Annotated in this window: 14 protein-coding genes; 13 read left to right on the top strand and 1 reads right to left on the bottom strand. The window is 41.1% G+C overall.

From position 1 onward, the window contains the following. The first annotated feature begins 639 nt into the window (after positions 1-639). Entirely contained in the window at positions 640-1,590 is a 951-nt protein-coding gene (locus DZB84_RS08780; RefSeq protein WP_116351882.1) for an aminoimidazole riboside kinase, read from the top strand. Positions 1,591-1,746: 156 nt separating this feature from the next. On the opposite strand, the gene DZB84_RS08785 is transcribed toward DZB84_RS08780, so the two are convergent. Further along, complete coding sequence (locus DZB84_RS08785) at positions 1,747-3,120, bottom strand: dipeptidase (RefSeq protein WP_116351883.1); 1,374 nt, start codon at positions 3,118-3,120, stop codon at positions 1,747-1,749. A gap of 259 nt (positions 3,121-3,379) precedes the next feature. On the opposite strand from DZB84_RS08785, the gene DZB84_RS08790 reads away from it, so the two are divergent. From DZB84_RS08790 to DZB84_RS08845, 12 genes are all read left to right on the top strand, one after another. Continuing rightward, entirely contained in the window at positions 3,380-5,152 is a 1,773-nt protein-coding gene (locus DZB84_RS08790) for a SpoIID/LytB domain-containing protein (protein WP_116351884.1), read from the top strand. Between the two features lie 142 nt (positions 5,153-5,294). Beyond that, positions 5,295-6,269 (top strand): N-acetylglucosamine kinase, encoded by a 975-nt coding sequence (locus tag DZB84_RS08795; protein WP_116351885.1) that lies wholly within the window; start codon positions 5,295-5,297, stop codon positions 6,267-6,269. Between the two features lie 91 nt (positions 6,270-6,360). Further along, positions 6,361-7,311 carry a GNAT family N-acetyltransferase gene (locus DZB84_RS08800; protein ID WP_223254400.1) on the top strand — a complete coding sequence of 317 codons (951 nt, stop codon included), beginning with the start codon at positions 6,361-6,363 and terminating at the stop codon, positions 7,309-7,311. 44 nt (positions 7,312-7,355) lie between these two features. Beyond that, positions 7,356-8,279: an N-acetylmuramic acid 6-phosphate etherase gene (gene murQ / locus DZB84_RS08805; protein WP_116351887.1), complete on the top strand. Its 924-nt coding sequence runs from the start codon at positions 7,356-7,358 to the stop codon at positions 8,277-8,279. A 17-nt stretch (positions 8,280-8,296) separates the two neighbouring features. Further along, on the top strand, positions 8,297-9,340 hold the full coding sequence (locus DZB84_RS08810) for a serine hydrolase domain-containing protein (RefSeq protein ID WP_223254418.1): 1,044 nt from the start codon (positions 8,297-8,299) through the stop codon (positions 9,338-9,340). Between the two features lie 5 nt (positions 9,341-9,345). Next, positions 9,346-10,062: a PIG-L deacetylase family protein gene (locus DZB84_RS08815; protein ID WP_116351888.1), complete on the top strand. Its 717-nt coding sequence runs from the start codon at positions 9,346-9,348 to the stop codon at positions 10,060-10,062. A 17-nt stretch (positions 10,063-10,079) separates the two neighbouring features. Continuing rightward, complete coding sequence (nagZ, locus tag DZB84_RS08820; RefSeq protein WP_116351889.1) at positions 10,080-11,657, top strand: beta-N-acetylhexosaminidase; 1,578 nt, start codon at positions 10,080-10,082, stop codon at positions 11,655-11,657. 13 nt (positions 11,658-11,670) lie between these two features. Beyond that, the gene (locus DZB84_RS08825) at positions 11,671-12,834 is read left to right on the top strand and encodes an anhydro-N-acetylmuramic acid kinase (protein WP_116351890.1); all 1,164 of its coding nucleotides are present in this window, start codon (positions 11,671-11,673) and stop codon (positions 12,832-12,834) included. Positions 12,835-12,943: 109 nt separating this feature from the next. Then, positions 12,944-14,281 carry an ABC transporter substrate-binding protein gene (locus DZB84_RS08830; RefSeq protein WP_116351891.1) on the top strand — a complete coding sequence of 446 codons (1,338 nt, stop codon included), beginning with the start codon at positions 12,944-12,946 and terminating at the stop codon, positions 14,279-14,281. A 66-nt stretch (positions 14,282-14,347) separates the two neighbouring features. After that, positions 14,348-15,268: a carbohydrate ABC transporter permease gene (locus DZB84_RS08835; protein WP_116351892.1), complete on the top strand. Its 921-nt coding sequence runs from the start codon at positions 14,348-14,350 to the stop codon at positions 15,266-15,268. Between the two features lie 12 nt (positions 15,269-15,280). After that, on the top strand, positions 15,281-16,249 hold the full coding sequence (locus DZB84_RS08840; protein WP_116351893.1) for a carbohydrate ABC transporter permease: 969 nt from the start codon (positions 15,281-15,283) through the stop codon (positions 16,247-16,249). 44 nt (positions 16,250-16,293) lie between these two features. Then, the gene (locus DZB84_RS08845; protein WP_116351894.1) at positions 16,294-17,445 is read left to right on the top strand and encodes an exo-beta-N-acetylmuramidase NamZ family protein; all 1,152 of its coding nucleotides are present in this window, start codon (positions 16,294-16,296) and stop codon (positions 17,443-17,445) included. The last annotated feature ends 1 nt before the right edge of the window (position 17,446 follow it).

Genomic DNA, 17,446 nt, shown 5'->3' on the forward strand with positions numbered 1-17,446 from the left:
ATCCAAGCGTGTACCGTAAGAAAGGTTTCAAGGTACATGCTCAGGCGAAAAAGATCCAAGCGTGTACCGTAAGAGAGGTTTCGCGGTACAAGCTCAGGGGAAAAAGATCTAAGCGTGTACCGTAAGAGAGGTTTCGCGGTACAAGCTCAGGCGAAAAAGATCTAAGCGTGTACCGCAAGAGAGGTTTCGCGGTACAAGCTAAGGTGAAAAAGTCCCAAGCATGTACCGTAAGAAAGGTTTTGCGGTCATGCTCAGGGGAAAAAGATCTAAGCGTGTACCGTAAGAAAGGTTTCACAGTACATGCTCAGGCGAAAAAGATCCAAGCGTGTACCGTAAGAAAGGTTTTGCGGTACATGCTCAGGTGAAAAAGATCCAAGCGTGTACCGTAAGAAAGGTTTCAAGGTACATGCTCAGGCGAAAAAGATCCAAGCGTGTACCGTAAGAGAGGTTTCGCGGTACAAGCTCAGGGGAAAAAGATCTAAGCGTGTACCGTAAGAAAGGTTTCACAGTACATGCTCAAACGCAAATAGTCCCAAGCATGTACCGAAAGAGTGGTTTCGAAGTGCATGCTCAAGCAAAAAATGATCAAGGGTGTAACAAGGTTTAAGCAGTCTAATAATAACGAAAGGAAGTGAGAAGATGAAACAGGGAGTCATTTGTTTAGGTGAAGCTTTAATTGATTTCATTCCACTTGACCAAGACAATATGAAATTTTTAAAAAGCCCAGGGGGAGCACCGGCAAATGTAGCGGTTGGAGCAGCGATGCTTGGTGCGAAGTCCTCTTTCATAGGTAAAGTAGGGGACGATGTTCTTGGCAATTTTTTAAAACAGACCTTGGAAAATTACGACGTGCAAACAGAGGCCATGTATCTTTCAAAGGAAGCTCGCACAGCTCTTACGTTTGTAACACTTGATGAAGAAGGGGAGCGGGAGTTTTCATTTTATATTGAAAAAAGTGCGGACCGCTTTTTAACTCCTGAGGAGATTCCTGCGTCCTTTTTTGATGAGCATAATGTGTTCCACTTCGGTTCGATTTCGTTAATAGACGACCCGGCGGAAGCCGCGACGAAAAAGGCACTTCAACTGGCGAAGGAAAACGGCCTAGTTGTGTCCTATGATCCGAATTTACGACCCATGCTGTGGAAGAATCTCGACATAGCGAAACAGAAAATAGTATCAGTGCTAAGTGAGGCCGATATTGTTAAATTATCAGAGGTGGAGTTAGAGTTTATTACGGGTGAAACGGATATTGAACGCGGTGTTGGAAGATTAGCAGAGTATGACATTCCGCTTTTATTCATTACACTTGGTAAGGATGGAGTACATGCATTCTACAAGGGTGAGGCTATTTTTGTGGAAGCCCAGAAAGTAAAAAGCGTTGACACGACAGGTGCGGGAGATGCGTTCGTGTCTGGATTGCTATACCAGTTTAGTAAGAGAGATAAAAAGATAACAGACTATACATTAGACGAAATCAATGAAATCACTTCTTTTGCCAGTGTATCTGGTGCGCTGGCAGTTTCGCAAAAAGGAGCTATGAGCGCCTTGCCAACGATTGAGCAGGTTCAAGCGTTTTTAGCAGGAAAATAAGGTGCAGTCAAGTGGATTAAGGAACGATAATTGCGCATTATCTCATCCGAATTGCGCTAAAATCCTAGGTATATGCGTGTTAATTTTAATAATTGTGCTTTAGCATGCTTCAACTCAAAAAAAGGTGGACCCCAACTCTGGGATCCACCTTTTCTCTTACAAGGATTTCTCTAACTCAAACCAGTACGTGCACAAAGTCTCCAAGCCTTTGTCAAAATTCTCAAGATGGAAGTGCTCGTTTGGTGCATGGAAGTTTTCAGTTGGAAGTCCAAAGCCCATCAATACAATTGGGGCATGTAGAACTTCGTCCAAGGTCGCAATAATCGGCAATGATCCACCGCCACGAGTAAATGATGTTGGCACCTTGTAGACTTCCTCATAAGCGCGGCTTGCTGCTTGAATCGCTGGATGGTCAAATGGTGTCACATATGGTGCACCCTGATCAAAAAGCTGAAGGGTAACTTCAACACCAACTGGTTTGTTTTTCTCAATATGTTGCTTAAGGTGTTCAACGATCACATCAGGATCCTGATTTGGAACAAGACGGCATGTGATTTTTGCATGAGCTTCTGATGGAATAACAGTCTTGATACCATCACCCTGGAATCCACCGTAAATGCCATTAATATCAAGGGTTGGACGGACCCATGTTCGCTCAAGATAGCTATAACCCTTTTCACCATAAAGAGCAGGAACACCAAGCTCTTGACGTTGTTTTTCCTCATCAAAGTTCAACGCTTCATATGCTTGCTTTTCTTCGTCTGTTAATGGCTGCACATCCTCATAGAACCCTTCAACAGTCACTTTTCCGTCCTCATTATGGAAGGTGTCCAATAATTGAACAAGCGCATTAATTGGGTTATGTACACCACCACCGTATAGACCGGAGTGTAAGTCGCTGTTTGAACCTTTTACATCAATTTGAAGACCTGCCAGTCCTCGTACGCCGTAGCAAATCGTTGGTTTTCCACGTTCGTTCATGCTTGTGTCAGAAATAACAATGACATCAGCGGCGAGTAACTCTTTATTTTCCTCAACAAAAGCAGGGAGGTTCGGGCTTCCGATTTCTTCCTCACCTTCGATACAGAATTTAAAATTGAGTGGCAATGTTCCTTCCGTCTTAAAAATGGTCTCTAACGCCTTCAAATGCATGAAGGTTTGCCCTTTATCATCACTTGCTCCACGTGCGAAAATTTTATCATCGCGAATTTCCGGCTCGAACGGAGGGCTGTCCCATAAATGAAGGGGATCAACCGGCTGAACATCATAATGCCCATAAATTAAGACAGTTGGTTTGCCTTCAGCATGCAGCCAGTCTCCATATACAACGGGATGTCCTTTCGTTGGATGGATACTGATATTTTCCATCCCAATTTTACGAAGTGCTTCAGCAACCCATTCTGCAGTACGGTTGACATCCTCCTTGTGGTCAGGCAATGCACTAATGCTCGGAATTGAAAGTAGCTTAAAAAGCTCCTGTAAGTGTGATTCTCGGTTTTCTTTTAGATAAGTTTTGATATTTTCGTTCAAAGCTGTTTCCTCCTTTTCGTAAATCAGCTCTATGTCATTATTTTACATCAATTAAAAAGGCAATGGAATGTTTCTAGATTTTGAAAAGTAAAACAAAAGAACTAAAATTTTATTTCATAAAATGGTACAAAAGTATGAAGGTAAATTTTAATCATTTAAAGAAATGAGTATGTAAGTAAAACTAGTACATTTTTTCTGATTGTGCGTTAAGGAAAAGCTTGCTAGTTCTAAACAATATTAGGGGAGTGGGGGAATTATTTTGCTGATTAGAAAGGGACGTATCTTTGTAAGCGCTTTGGTAATGATTGTTCTTATTACTGGTCTTTTTTCTCAAACGGGCCAAGCTTCAGCAGCCGAGGATAACAGATCATGGGTTGAATACACAGAAAAAGTGATGGCGAAGGACACAGAAAACGGAGCCTTAGAACTAGAGCTTCAAGGCACTAAAAAGCTTGCGAAGAATTATGATGTAACACTAAAAGGAAAGAATCGAGTATACCAAAAATCACTTGCTGATGTAAGAGTTGGTGCGGAAAATGTAACAATTCGGGTGAATCACAAAGATGAAATCACAAAAATTTTTATTGATGGACCTACTCTGATTGAAACAATGCGTGTTGGGATAATGACATCAGGCTTTGCGACAGTTGACCACGATACAATTGTATTAAGCTCTCAAGCGGGGCTTGAAATCGTTGATAAAGTTGGAGAGGAAACATTCGTAGTCCCAGCAAACGAGAAAATTACGTTCACACCTTCTGAAAATGAAATCACTGTAACAAGTGCTACAGGTGAGGTTTTATATTCAACAACGAACAGACTTTATGCCTTTACTGATGAAGGGAGCAAAATTAAAGTTGACAATATCACACGAGCAAGTGGTGACCCTTCATATCGTGGGTTCTTTGAAATTACGACATCCGCAACTGGAGACAAATTAAATCTAATCAATGAAGTTGATTTTGAGCAGTATCTATATCAAGTGGTTCCAAGTGAAATGCCTGCATACTTTGGTTTAAATGCACTAAAAGCACAGGCTGTAGCGGCTAGAACCTATGCATTAGGAGACTATTTAAGCGATCGTTTTGCGAAGGATGGATTCTTTGTACTGGATAGTGTGATGAGTCAGGTTTATAACAATACACCTGAAAATGCTGCAACAACTCAGGCTGTGAATGAAACAGCAGGAGTTATTATGTTAGGTGAAGATGGTAGTTTAGTAGATGCACGATATTATTCAACTTCAGGGGGTTATGGTGCATCAAAGCATCAGGTATGGGCTGAAGCTGACGGGACGTTCCCAAGTAAGGTATTACCTTACTTAATTGCACAAAGCCATACATTTGATCCGAATGATCCTAGTAAAATGCTAGAAATTGATACACAAAATGAAGAGGAAATTCTTGAATTCTATAAAACCTTATCTCATACAGGATACGACGGAAATTCTCCATGGTTTAGATGGAAGGTAAGCCTTTCTAAAGAAGAACTAGAGAATACAATCAATGCAAATCTTGCAAGTAGACAAGCAGCTGATTCTAAGTTTGTGTTAACGCAAAATGAAGCAGGAGAATTTGTCAGTCAGCCAATCCCAGCAGAAGGAATTGGGGAGTTCGTTGATATGTATGTAGCAAAACGAGGTGACGGTGGAAACATCATGGAGCTTGTCATCGAAGGTACAACAGGGACGTACAAAATCATAAAAGAATATAATATTCGTTTCACCATCAGACCAACTAATGCATTTACAAAAGGAGAAACTGTTGTCTTGCATCGTGCTACTGCAGGAAGCTCAGACTACACAGGCACACTAGATAACTACACCATCCTGCCTTCAGCCTTCTTTGGATTTGAACTTGATGAAGAGAACGGCGTCACGTTCTACGGGGGCGGAAATGGCCATGGTGTCGGTATGAGTCAATACGGTGCCTATTATCTTGGCACAACGTTAGGGTATGAGTTTGATAGGATTTTAACTTCCTATTATCCAAATATGTCGTTGGAAAGTACGTCTATTTTAAGTAAAGAATAAAATATCTGAAACTGCTGTTCCAAAAGGGCGGCAGTTTTTTATTTTATGAAATAATATTTTATAATTAATTAAAATATATTGAAATTTAATTTCTATAACGTATAATAAAGTTAACAACCAATTGAAAGTTGGGGGCTAAAATATGTATGTTTTAGGGATTGATGGGGGAGGAACGAAGACGAAAGGAATTATTGCTGATGAGTGTGGGAATGTATACGCTGTGGCTCAGGTTGGGGCGACCAACCAGAATGGGGCTGACCTCGAAAGCATTGAAAAAGAATTTGAGTCCTTGTTTTCGTCCTTAGAAAATCAGAATAAAGATGCCTTTACTAACCTACATACCATTTTTGCTGGAATAGCGGGTGTAGATCGACCTGAAGCAAAGGAGATTATTAAGGCCATCCTTGGTAAACTCGCACCTTCCCAAGCAACGATCATCATCGATAATGACGGAGTCAATGCTTTATATTCAGGAACCTTTGGGGCACCAGGGATTGTCCAAATTTGTGGAACCGGTTCAATCACCTTTGGTGTAAATGATCAAGGTGAACGAAAACGTATTGGTGGTTGGGGTTATTTGATTGATGATGAAGGCAGTAGCTACGAACTTGGTAGGGAAGCATTACATGCTATTTTTAAGGCTTATGACAAGAGAGGTCCTAAAACAGGACTCACAGAAAAAATCGTCCAGCATTTTCAAATCACGGATCCAACAGATTTAGTATCCATTGTATATAGTGCCAAACATCCACGTGATTTAATTGCACCATTAAGTAAGTACGTGACAGAGGCGGTTGACAAAGGAGATGAAGTGGCTAAGGAACTCATCCGAGGCTCCGGAAGAAGGATAGCAAGCTCCATCCATCATTTGTACGATCAGCTTTTTCCTTTCAATGAAAGAGAAGTTCAAGTGGTGCTTGTGGGCGGGTTATTTACACGCAGTGATTTGTTTATTCCAATCATTGAGACTTACTTACAAGAAGCTTTTCTACCACTCAAACTTGTCACACCTCATATTGAACCTGTAGGAGGAGCGGTTGCTGCCGGGGTTGCTCAAGCAGGAGGCAAGTTAGGTGTGAGTTTTAAAAACAATATAAATGAAATAATAGTACAATAATTTTATGTTAATCACGATTTTTTATTTCAAAACTTATAAATATTTGCTATAATTGGTTTGAAAATAGGTTGTAAATGTTAATGGGGGAACCATGATGAAATTTTTACAGTTGGATGTGCAATGGGAATCACAAGTTATAAATCTATGGAATCGTGAGCTTAGTTCTGATTTCCCAATGAGAGACACGCTTTTTAAACAAAATAGCATTCAAGATCCAAGTGTACTTTCGTCAGGTTCGTACCTTGCTGTAAATGAGCAGGACCAGGTCATTGGTTTCATTATAAGCAAATACGTTCAGGAAAAAACGGAAGCACTTGCTAATCGTGAAATCGGTTGGATTCAGGCTTTACTTGTTGATTCACATTTTCGTAAAAACGGAATTGGAAGCGCTTTATTAGAAAGGGCTGAAAAAGCGCTGGAAAAACAGGGTTGTAAGACCATTTTCCTTGGTCGTGACCTGGCACATTACTTTCCCGGGATTCCACTCCAATTTGAGGGCACTAAAGAATGGTTTGAAAAAAGAGGTTACCAAGCTTCTGGTATTGAATCGGACTTAATTAGGATCTTTGCCCCCGATGAAAAGTTTGTTTTTCAAAAACCTAAGGATATCGAGGTTGCCTTAATAGAAAATAAGGATGAACTTGTCTCCTTCCTCCATCGTTGCTTTCCTGGAAGATGGGAGTATGAAGCAAAACAATATTTTGAAAATGGTGGAACGGGTAGGGAATTTGTTGTATTTCGTAAAAATAACAAAATCATTGGCTTTTGCCGAATTAATGATCCTGAGTCACCAATAATCGGACCTAATGTTTATTGGGCGCCACTGTTCAACGAAAGAGTGGGCGGTGTCGGACCACTTGGGATTGATAAAGAGGAAAGAAAAAATGGTTATGGGCTAGAGATTGTAAAGGCAGGTATTTCTTTTTTAAGAGAAAGGCAAATAAACACGATCATTATTGATTGGACAGGATTACTAGACTTTTATAAAAAGATAGATTTTAAGGTTTGGAAACAATATCAGCAATATAGTAAACAGATTTAGTCCTTTCTAAAGAAAGAAAAAGAACCCAGACAGGTTGGAAAGGCGTGGCGAATTTGAAGGTTAATATTACATCATTAACAACAGAACAACGAAATCAAAGGTCCGTAAATATCGACCAACTCACGACATCTCAAATTATTGAGCTAATGAATGAGGAGGACGAAACGGTTTCAAAGGCCGTTAGAATGGTTCTTCCTCAAATTGATAAAGCGATTGAAGCCATCTATGCCACTTTAAAACAGAATGGACGTCTGTTTTATATCGGTGCAGGAACAAGCGGTCGACTTGGAGTCTTAGATGCAGCGGAATGTCCACCGACATTTTGTACGCCTCCGGAAATGGTTCAAGCAATTATGGCAGGTGGAGAGTCGGCGATGTTTACTGCAGTTGAAGGTGCAGAGGATGACCTAGAAGGTGGCGCAAGGGACTTAGAAAAAAGAGGCTTTACGAAAAACGATATTTTAGTAGGAATCGCGGCAAGCGGTCGCACACCATATGTCATCGGAGCCTTACAGTACGCACAGAATCTCGGTGCAATTACGGTTTCCTTAGCCTGCAATCAGAATGCAGAAATAAGTAAATATGCACATCATAGCATCGAAGTGATTGTTGGACCTGAAATTCTCTCAGGATCAACAAGGTTAAAGTCAGCAACAGCACAAAAAATGATTTTAAATATGCTATCAACAACAGCAATGATCAAGCTTGGTAAGGTCTATGGAAACTTAATGGTCGACCTCCATGCAAGTAATCTGAAGCTAATTGAGCGAGCTAGAAGAATTGTGATGGATGTGACGGGCATTACGTATCAGGAAGCCGAAACAATCCTCAATCAAACTAACCAAAAAGTAAAGCCGGCAATTGTAATGGTGTTAGCAGGTGTCTCATTGGAAAAGGCCAATGAAGTGATTGATAAAGCAAATGGATTTACGAGGAAGGCAATCGAGTTAGCAAATGAAGGGAAGTGATGGGGATGAGGGATAGGGTGTTGGCTTTCCTACAAGAGGAAATCGACCTGCAGCACATACCAGGCGCTGTCATTCACATCTCCTATCAAAAAGAATGGATTCTTCAAGAAGCGATTGGACATAGAGTCGTTTATCCGAAAAAGGAGCGAATGAAGCTTGATACCATTTTTGATCTTGCTTCCCTGACAAAGGTGGTGGCCACCCTGCCCTCGATTTTATTGCTTATCGAGGCAGGAAAGCTACACCTTGATGATAAAGTTGCTTATTTTTTACCGGAATTTGCAAAACACAATAAAGCACCTATTACAATTAAAGATTTACTTACGCACTCATCAGGATTACCTGCACATCGGGAGTACTTTAAAGAGTCTTTAACTACTAACCAAATCATAGAACGAATTTTTGATGAAAAATTAGCTGCGGGAATGGGCGAAAAGGTCATCTATAGTGACCTTGGATTCATTCTTCTCTATAAAATAATCGAAAAAGTCACAGAAGAGGACTTTCAGACCTTTCTAAAACGTGAGTTATTTGACAAATTAAATATGAGTGAAACTAGTTTTCTACCAAACTATGAACGTGAAAGATTTGCGGCAACTGAATTTAGTGAAGTCTTACAGGATTATAAGCATGGGATTGTTCATGATGACAACACCGAAAGTATGGGGGGCGTAAGCGGTCATGCTGGATTATTTTCCACTATTTCCGATGTCGCCAACTATGCTTTGATGATTGAAAATAATGGGGTATTTCAAGGGAGACGGGTTCTGTCAGAGCAGTCCATTCGCATAACAAGGCAAAATTTCACCACTTTTAGTCGTGAATATAGGGGCTTAGGTTGGATATTAAGAAGCCCAACGTTCTCAAGCTGTGGCGACCTATTCTCTAGTGCCTCTTACGGCCATACTGGGTTCACAGGAACAAGCATCTGGTTTGACCCAGAGATTCAGTTACATGTCATCCTTCTGACCAACCGCGTTCATTTTGGAAGGAAGGATCCAATTCTAAGGTTAAGACCAAGGTTACATAATTTAATTAAAGCGCAGCTTTCGAGGGGGTAAAAAAGATGGCTGAAAAAATCCATTTGATGATTGTTGGTGCACACTGTGGCGACGGAGAAATTCAAGCGGGAGCCATCGCCCATAAATATGCCAAAGCAGGACATGAGGTCACCTTCCTTCACCTAACTGCAGGTGAAAAAGGCACGCCACCCCATCTTAGCGTAGAAGAATACAGGATTCAGAAAATAGAAGAAGCCGAAAAAGCAGCTGAAATATTGGGAGCCAAGAGCATTACTCTTTCCTATAAGGACGCAGAACTGAAGGAAGATGAGGAAACGGTGACCGAACTTGCAACCATTTTTAGAAGACTTAAACCGACGCTTGTTATTACGCACTGGGAAAAAAGTATGCATCCTGATCATGCCCTTTGTCCACGACTTGTTGAATCAGCCTGGTTAAAGGCGGCCTTGCCAGGATTTGAAATGGAAGGGCTTCCACCACACTCCCTTCGAAGAATGCTGCATAGTGAGAATTGGGAGGACATGGAGGGATATGTCCCGGATATTTATGTAGATGTAACAGACGAATTTGAAACCTATTTAGAGGCGTTGTCTCAATACTGGTTTATTATGAATTCTACTGATTTCCGATATTACGACTATTATAAGGCGCTTGGAACAATGAGAGGTTGCTTGAATCGTACAACATACGCACAAACCCTTAAGTTCCCGGTAGGTGCAAATGTTCGAAAAGGACCAAGTATACCTGGCTTTGAATTATAGATGTGGAGGTGATTCCAATGGATATTACAAATTTGCGAAAAAAAATCGGTCAGCTGATGGTCGTTGGATTTAAAGGAATAACAGCCTCCGATGACATAAAAGAACTGATTCGTGAGCATCATGTTGGCGGAATCATTCTTTTCGGACGAAATATTGGTACACCCCAGGAGATTCTTTCGTTAACCCAGGAACTCCAACAGGTAGCAAAGGATGCGGGGCATGAGCATCCACTCTTAATCTGTATCGACCAAGAAAATGGAGTGGTTCGAAGACTAGGAGAAGGCACAACCATTTTTCCAGGAGCGATGCTTTTAGGAGCAACAGGAGAGCCAGAAAATGCTTATCAAGTAGGTGTAGCAACTGGAAAAGAGCTAAAGGCACTTGGAATCAACTGGAATCTAGCTCCTGTCATGGATGTGAATAATAATCCTGAAAATCCAGTCATCGGCGTAAGATCCTTTGGTGAAGCAGCGGATAAGGTTTCCGAGTTTGGAAGAATGGCCATGAAAGGAATGCAGGAAGCTGGTGTTATCACAACATTAAAGCACTTTCCTGGACATGGGGATACAAATGTCGATTCCCATCTAGATCTACCTGTGATTTCACATAACATCGAACGTTTGGAACAAATTGAATTAAAGCCTTTTATCGACAGTATAAAAGCGGGTGCAGATACGATTATGTCGGCACATGTATATTTTCCGGCAATTGAAGATACACCGGGTGTCCCTGCAACATTGTCGCGAAAAGTAATCACAGGTCTACTTAGAGAAAAGCTTGGATTTGATGGAGTCGTAACAACTGATTGTATGGAAATGAATGCAATAGCTAATACAATCGGTACGGCAAAAGGCGGGGTTGAAGCAATTAAGGCAGGTGTTGATCTGATTATGGTCTCGCATCTCCATCACCTTCAAAAGGAAACAATTGATGCTATCGTTGCAGCGGTGCAATCTGGGGAAGTTGATGATGCTCAGATTGAAGCAGCTGTTACGAGAGTGACAAGATTGAAAGAAAAGTATTGCAGCTGGGATGAGGTTGGCTCAAGTCAGGTACCGTCAATTGTTGGCGGGAAAGAGCATCAACAGCTGGCACATGACATCTATAGGCAAGGAATTACGATTGTAAAATACAATGAGATTTTGCCATTGAAGGATAAGCGTGTTCTAGTCATTTACTCTGAAAATAAATATACGATGCAGGTTGAGGATAAGCGCTATTCCTCGATGTATCTCGGTGAAGCCATTAAAGAGATAGATGAGACAGCAGAGGTTGTTGAATTATCAAACCCGGCGACAGGCGAAGAAATTCAGGAAGTAGCTGCAAAAGCCCAACATTATGATGCGGTTATAGTTGGAACCCTGACTGTTCAAAAAGGAGATGCACAGACAAAGCTAGTCGAGGAACTGGCAAACATAGGCGTACCGGTTGTCGTTGTTGCGACAAGAAGTCCGTATGATCTTGCATTTTTACCAGAAGTTCAAGCCTATATTTGCACATATGAGTTTCCATACCCGGCTTTAAAGATGGCAGCAAAAGCAATCTATGGACTAGAAAAGGTAACAGGGAAATTACCAGTTACCATTCCAAAGTAAGGGAGATGCTGAAGTGAGTGAAAAGGTAGTTGTGGGATTAATGTCAGGAACTTCACTTGATGGTATTGATGCAGCTTTAGTTAACATTTCCGAAAGTGACAATCAAAAAATCCATGTAAAACTTATTCATTTTTCAACACTTCCCTACTCGGAATCAATGAGAAATAGAATATTAGAGCTGTGTGACCCTAATAGAGCGCGGCTCGAGGATATTTCTTTATCCAATATGCTTCTGGGTGAACTGTTTGCGAAAGCGACGAACAAGGTCGTTGCTGAAGCGGGTCTTGAGATGAAGGACGTGGATCTAATCAGCTCACATGGTCAGACAATTTTTCACCAGCCTGAAGGTAAACCTGTAGAAGGCTACAACCTTACATCAACCTTACAAATTGGGGATATCGCAGTAATAGCGGACCGTACAGGCGTGATGACGGTAGGGGACTTTCGAACGCGTGATATGGCGGTTGGTGGTCAAGGTGCACCATTAGTCCCATATGCGGATAATCTTCTTTTTCGGACAAAATCAAATGGTAGAATTCTCGCCAATATTGGTGGAATTGCCAACATAACCGTTTTACCACCTTCAGACAGTGATGCACAAGTACTCGCGTTTGATACAGGCCCAGGGAATATGCTCATTGATGCATTTACGACATGGGCAACACAAGGAAAGCAAACCTATGATAAAAATGGTGAGCTAGCTGCAAAGGGAAAAGTTAATGAAAAATGGCTTGAAGAGCTGTTAGTTCATGACTATTACCGGTTGCCAGCACCTAAAAGTACAGGTCGCGAACTGTTCGGTCTCGAGTATGCAAAGGACCTGTGGAATACAAAAGCCGATTTGGCACCAGAGGATAAGATAGCGACGATTACGGAGTTAACGGCTCGTACAATCGCAGACGAAAGTAAGAGATATGTAGATTCCTATAAAATCAATGAGATTTTTATAAGTGGTGGTGGCTGGTATAATCAAACGCTACGAAGAAGATTGCAAGAACATCTGCCTCCATCCATCAAACTAGGCAGCACAGATGAACTGGGACTCCCAGCCGATGCCAAGGAAGCAATTGTATTTGCATTACTGGGCTACCAATGTATCAACAAACGACCGAATAATCTTCCATCAGCAACAGGAGCAAGTACCCCTGTTATCATGGGGAAAATTGCTCTAGCATAAAAACAACAAAAAAATCTGAAGGGAGGCGAGGGCAAGAGCTACTTAATGAAGTTTGTGTTGGCACTGCAATGAAAACAATGATGAAAGATACGTAAGGGGGAAAAGTAAAATGAAAAAATGGCTTAGTCTTTTTCTTATAAGTATTTTAGTAATTGGATTGTTAGCGGCATGTAGCAAGAAAGAGAACACAACAAAAGGCAGCGATGGGGATAGTGATAAGGCTTGGACAGGAACAATCACAGTGTGGGATGGACCACGTTGGCCAGATGACAAAGATAACAAATTCCACTGGATGGAAAGCAAAATTAAAGAATTCGAAGCAGCTCATGAAGGTGTAAAAGTTGAATTAGTTCAAGTTCCATGGGCAGAACTTCCTGATAAATTAGGCGTTTCGATTGCAGGGCAATCTTGGCCAGACGTTGCACCAGTTGACATAAGTGGTAGTGCAGTAAGTATCGACCATATAGAACAAGGTGTCATTGAGTCGGTTGATGATTTATTTACTGAAGATGAGCTAAAGGACTTCTATGAAAATGCACTTGATGCTTATACATTTGATGGAAAATTATATGGTGTTCCTAACTCTTTAACCGTACATGCAATGCTATTAAACTTAGATTTATTTGAAGAGCGTGGAGTTGAACCTCCTGCAAACGGTGAGTGGACATGGGATGAATTCTTTGCAGCAGCAGAGAAGCTAACATTTGACCGTGATAACGATGGTAAAACCGATGTATACGGATTCTCAACGTATATCCTTCCTGGATATTATGAAGCTTGGCCATTCTTCTACATCAATGGTGGAAGTCCATTGAATGAGGATATGTCAAAATTCACATTTACAGAGCCGGAAGCAGTAGAAGCAATTCAACAGCTTGCAGATTTAAAATTAGAGCATAATGTAGCTCCTGAAACATTAGGAGGTCAAGATGTTGGTGGTACATTCCAAGCATGGGCAAACGAAGAGCAACGTACTGTTGCGATGCAACCTTGGGCTACTTGGGCAATCAGCTCAGCACAAACAAAATATCCAACAAACTTTGCAGTTGCTAACTACCCAACAGGTAAATCAGGTGACCCTGTAACAATCGGTGGTGTTGGTGGTTGGACAATGTTCCACCAAGAAGATGCAGGTAAGAAGGAAATGGTTGGCGAATTTATTAAGTTCATCTCAACAACTGATGAGCAATTTACAATGGCAACTGAGTATGGAATTTTCCCTGCACGTAAGAGTGCTGCAGACATGGATCCATATAAGGACAATCCAGAAATGAAGCGCGCACAAGAAATGTCTTCACAAGTCGTGATGCTACCACGTCACCCTGAGTGGAAGAAAATTGACGAAGCGATTCAAACAGAGCTTCAATTAGTATTTAATGGTGAAAAGACAGCTGAGGAAGCAATGAAAGCGGCTGAGAAGAAGGTTAATGAATTATTGGGTGAGTAGTAATTGGCAAGGTAGGCAGTCCATGCTGGGCTGCCTACTGCCAAATGAAAGATTGGGGGAATCGCGGTGAAACCCGTTCATCAAGCTGCCAATGCAGTAGTACTAACAAAAAAGTCTAAGATATGGAAAGAAATGAAAAAGAACTATTCCGCATATTTATTTTTACTTCCAAAACTTATCCTGTTTATTGCATTTATTGCGATCCCGGTGGTGTGGGCGTTTATCATCTCCTTCCAGGAATATAAAATTTTTGGGAGTGAATGGGCAGGTCTCGACAACTATATTAAGGTGTTTAAAAGTGAAGCCTTTTACGATGCGCTAGGTAATACTTTCCTTTTTACAGTTGTAACGGTACCTTTTAACGTAATAAGTGCACTTATCATTGCTTCTCTCATCCATCCTCTTGGAAAATTATCTCAAAGCTTCTTCCGGGGAGCCTTTTATTTACCAACCGTTACATCGATGGTTATTGTAGCGATGGTATGGCGCTGGATGTATAACTATGATTTTGGATTATTTAACTATGTGTTAGGGTGGTTTGGCATGGAGCCACTTAACTGGTTGGGTCAATCCTCATCCGCACTTTGGGCTCTAATCATCATGCAATGTTTAATTCCATTCGGAGTTGGGATTATTCTTTACCTTGCTTCAATGGGTTCGATTTCAAATACCTTATATGAGGCAGCTACCATTGACGGGGCAAATAGCTTTCAAAAATGGTTTCACATTACATTGCCATTATTAAAACCTTCAACATTATATTTAGTTTTACTGAGTACCATTGGTTCGTTTCAGGTGTTTACGCAAATCATTATGATGACGGGTGGAGGACCAGGAACGGCGACAGAAACCCTTGTTCACTTAATCTATAAAACTGGTTTTAGGGACTTTGAATTTGGTTTTGCTGCGGCACAATCAGTTATTTTATTCTTTATTATTCTACTATTTTCTGTTATTCAATTCCGTTTACTTCGGTACGATGACTAGGAGGGAAACACAATGACAACAGGTATTCAAAAAGTAAACAAGCTTATAATTTATGTGCTCTTGTCCATCTTCGCGATTGTTTCCCTTTTACCATTGTATTGGGTTTTCAGTACATCTTTGCAGCTAAGTAGTTACCAGGATGAAGAACTAGAACGTCAAGTATCGTATGTTGATTCAAACCCACCGAAAATGTACCCGATGGGGATTACAGAGTACTTTGAGCATTGGGGAAAAGCCAAAGATGCGCAAAAATCTGGTGATGCTGAAGCTGCAACCTATCACCGAGAAGTTTTGGATAACATCATTAAAGATACATTTTCAGGATTTACGACATTGTTTAATAAAAATAACGTAGGCATCTGGTTTTTTAATAGTTTTTATATTGCAGTCGTCGTAACAATTGGAATTCTTCTCTTTGACTCGATGGCGGGGTACGTCCTCGCTAAAAAACGGTTCCCGGGACGGAATCTCATTTTCTGGTCAATTATCGCAACAATGATGATACCAGGTCAGGTTACCCTAGTGCCGTTGTTTATTATGGTTCGGAATTTTGGGATTATGGATACACATTGGGCGCTTATCTTCCCAGACCTTGCAATGGTTTTCGGGGTATTCTTAATGAGACAATTTATGCACTCAATTCCTGATGAACTCATAGATGCGGCCAAAATCGACGGTGCAAGCGAATGGAAGACGTATTGGAAAATCATTCTGCCACTTGCTAAACCAGGTCTTGCAGCTCTAGGAATCTTTACATTTATGAACGTCTGGAACTCCTTCCTATGGCCAATTATCGTATTAAACGATGCAAATCTATATACATTGCCAGTTGGATTAAAAACATTACAGGATGCAAACTTGGCAAGCTTCAAGCTTCTAATGAGTGGAGCAGCAATCGCATCCGTCCCAATGATTATCGTGTTTATGTTGTTCCAACGACATTTTGTAAAAGGATTAACACTCGGTGGAGTGAAGGAATAAGGAGAGAGTATCTCTCCTTTTTTTGAGGAGAGGAGGAAGAGACTTTGGAGATTGGGCTTGATCGCTTTTTAAAGAACTCTGTGAATCTATGTAAAGGAAAACGTGTTGGAGTAGTAACGAATATGACTGGGGTTAACCAGCGTCTAACACCAACCATTGATTTATTCCATGAGCATCCAGATATTCATGTGACTGCCCTTTACGGTCCGGAACATGGAATTCGAGGAAGTGCCAAGGAAGGAGAAAAGATTGATTCCTTTGTAGACCCTTATACTAAAATTCCAGTCTATAGCCTGTATGGAGCAACGAAAAAGCCAACAAAGGAAATGCTTGAAAATGTGGACATGATTGTCTTTGACCTTCAAGATATTGGGGCGAGGTATTATACGTTTATTTATACAATGGCATATGTCATGGAGGCATGTGCTGAGTTCGGAAAGCAATTTGTTGTCTTGGATCGACCAAACCCCATAACTGGCACCGTAATGGAAGGGAATTTAGTAGAAAAGGATGTACGCTCCTTCGTTGGTCTCTATCCGATTCCAAATCGCCACGGAATGACCGTTGGAGAACTGGCGCTCATGTATAAGCACGAATTTGGCATCGATTGTGAGGTAACGGTGATATCAATGGAAGGCTGGCATCGTGATATGTTTTATGATGAGACAGACCTATTTTGGATCCCACCTTCGCCTAATACCACAGGAATGGACATGTGCACGTTGTACCCTGGAACTTGCTTGGTCGAAGGAACAAATTTGTCGGAAGGAAGAGGCACAACTAAGCCTTTTGAATATGTAGGAAGTCCCTATATCGATGGCTACCGCCTGGCAAAATATTTTAATGAGAAAAAGCTACCTGGCGTGATTGCTCGACCGATTTCCTTCGTTCCAACTTATCAAAAACATAAGGAAAAGGTATGCGAAGGTATTCAGCTTCATGTGACAGATCGAAGAAAAATACACTCGCTGAAAACAGGTCTAGCCTTATTGGAAACCATTGCTGAGATGTACCCTCATGATTTTGAGTTTCTTCAATTTGGTGAAAAGAAAACCTATATGTTTGATCTTTTAGCGGGGACAAAAGAGCTTAAGAAACTCGTTTTGAATGGCAAGACTAGTCATTTTATAGAATCTTGTGAAGCGGAAACGGAAGCCTTTAAAAAACAAAGAGAACCTTATCTATTGTACAAATAAG

Source organism: Bacillus sp. HNG (assembly GCF_003400205.1).
In the GTDB taxonomy this organism is placed as follows: domain Bacteria; phylum Bacillota; class Bacilli; order Bacillales; family Bacillaceae_L; genus Ferdinandcohnia.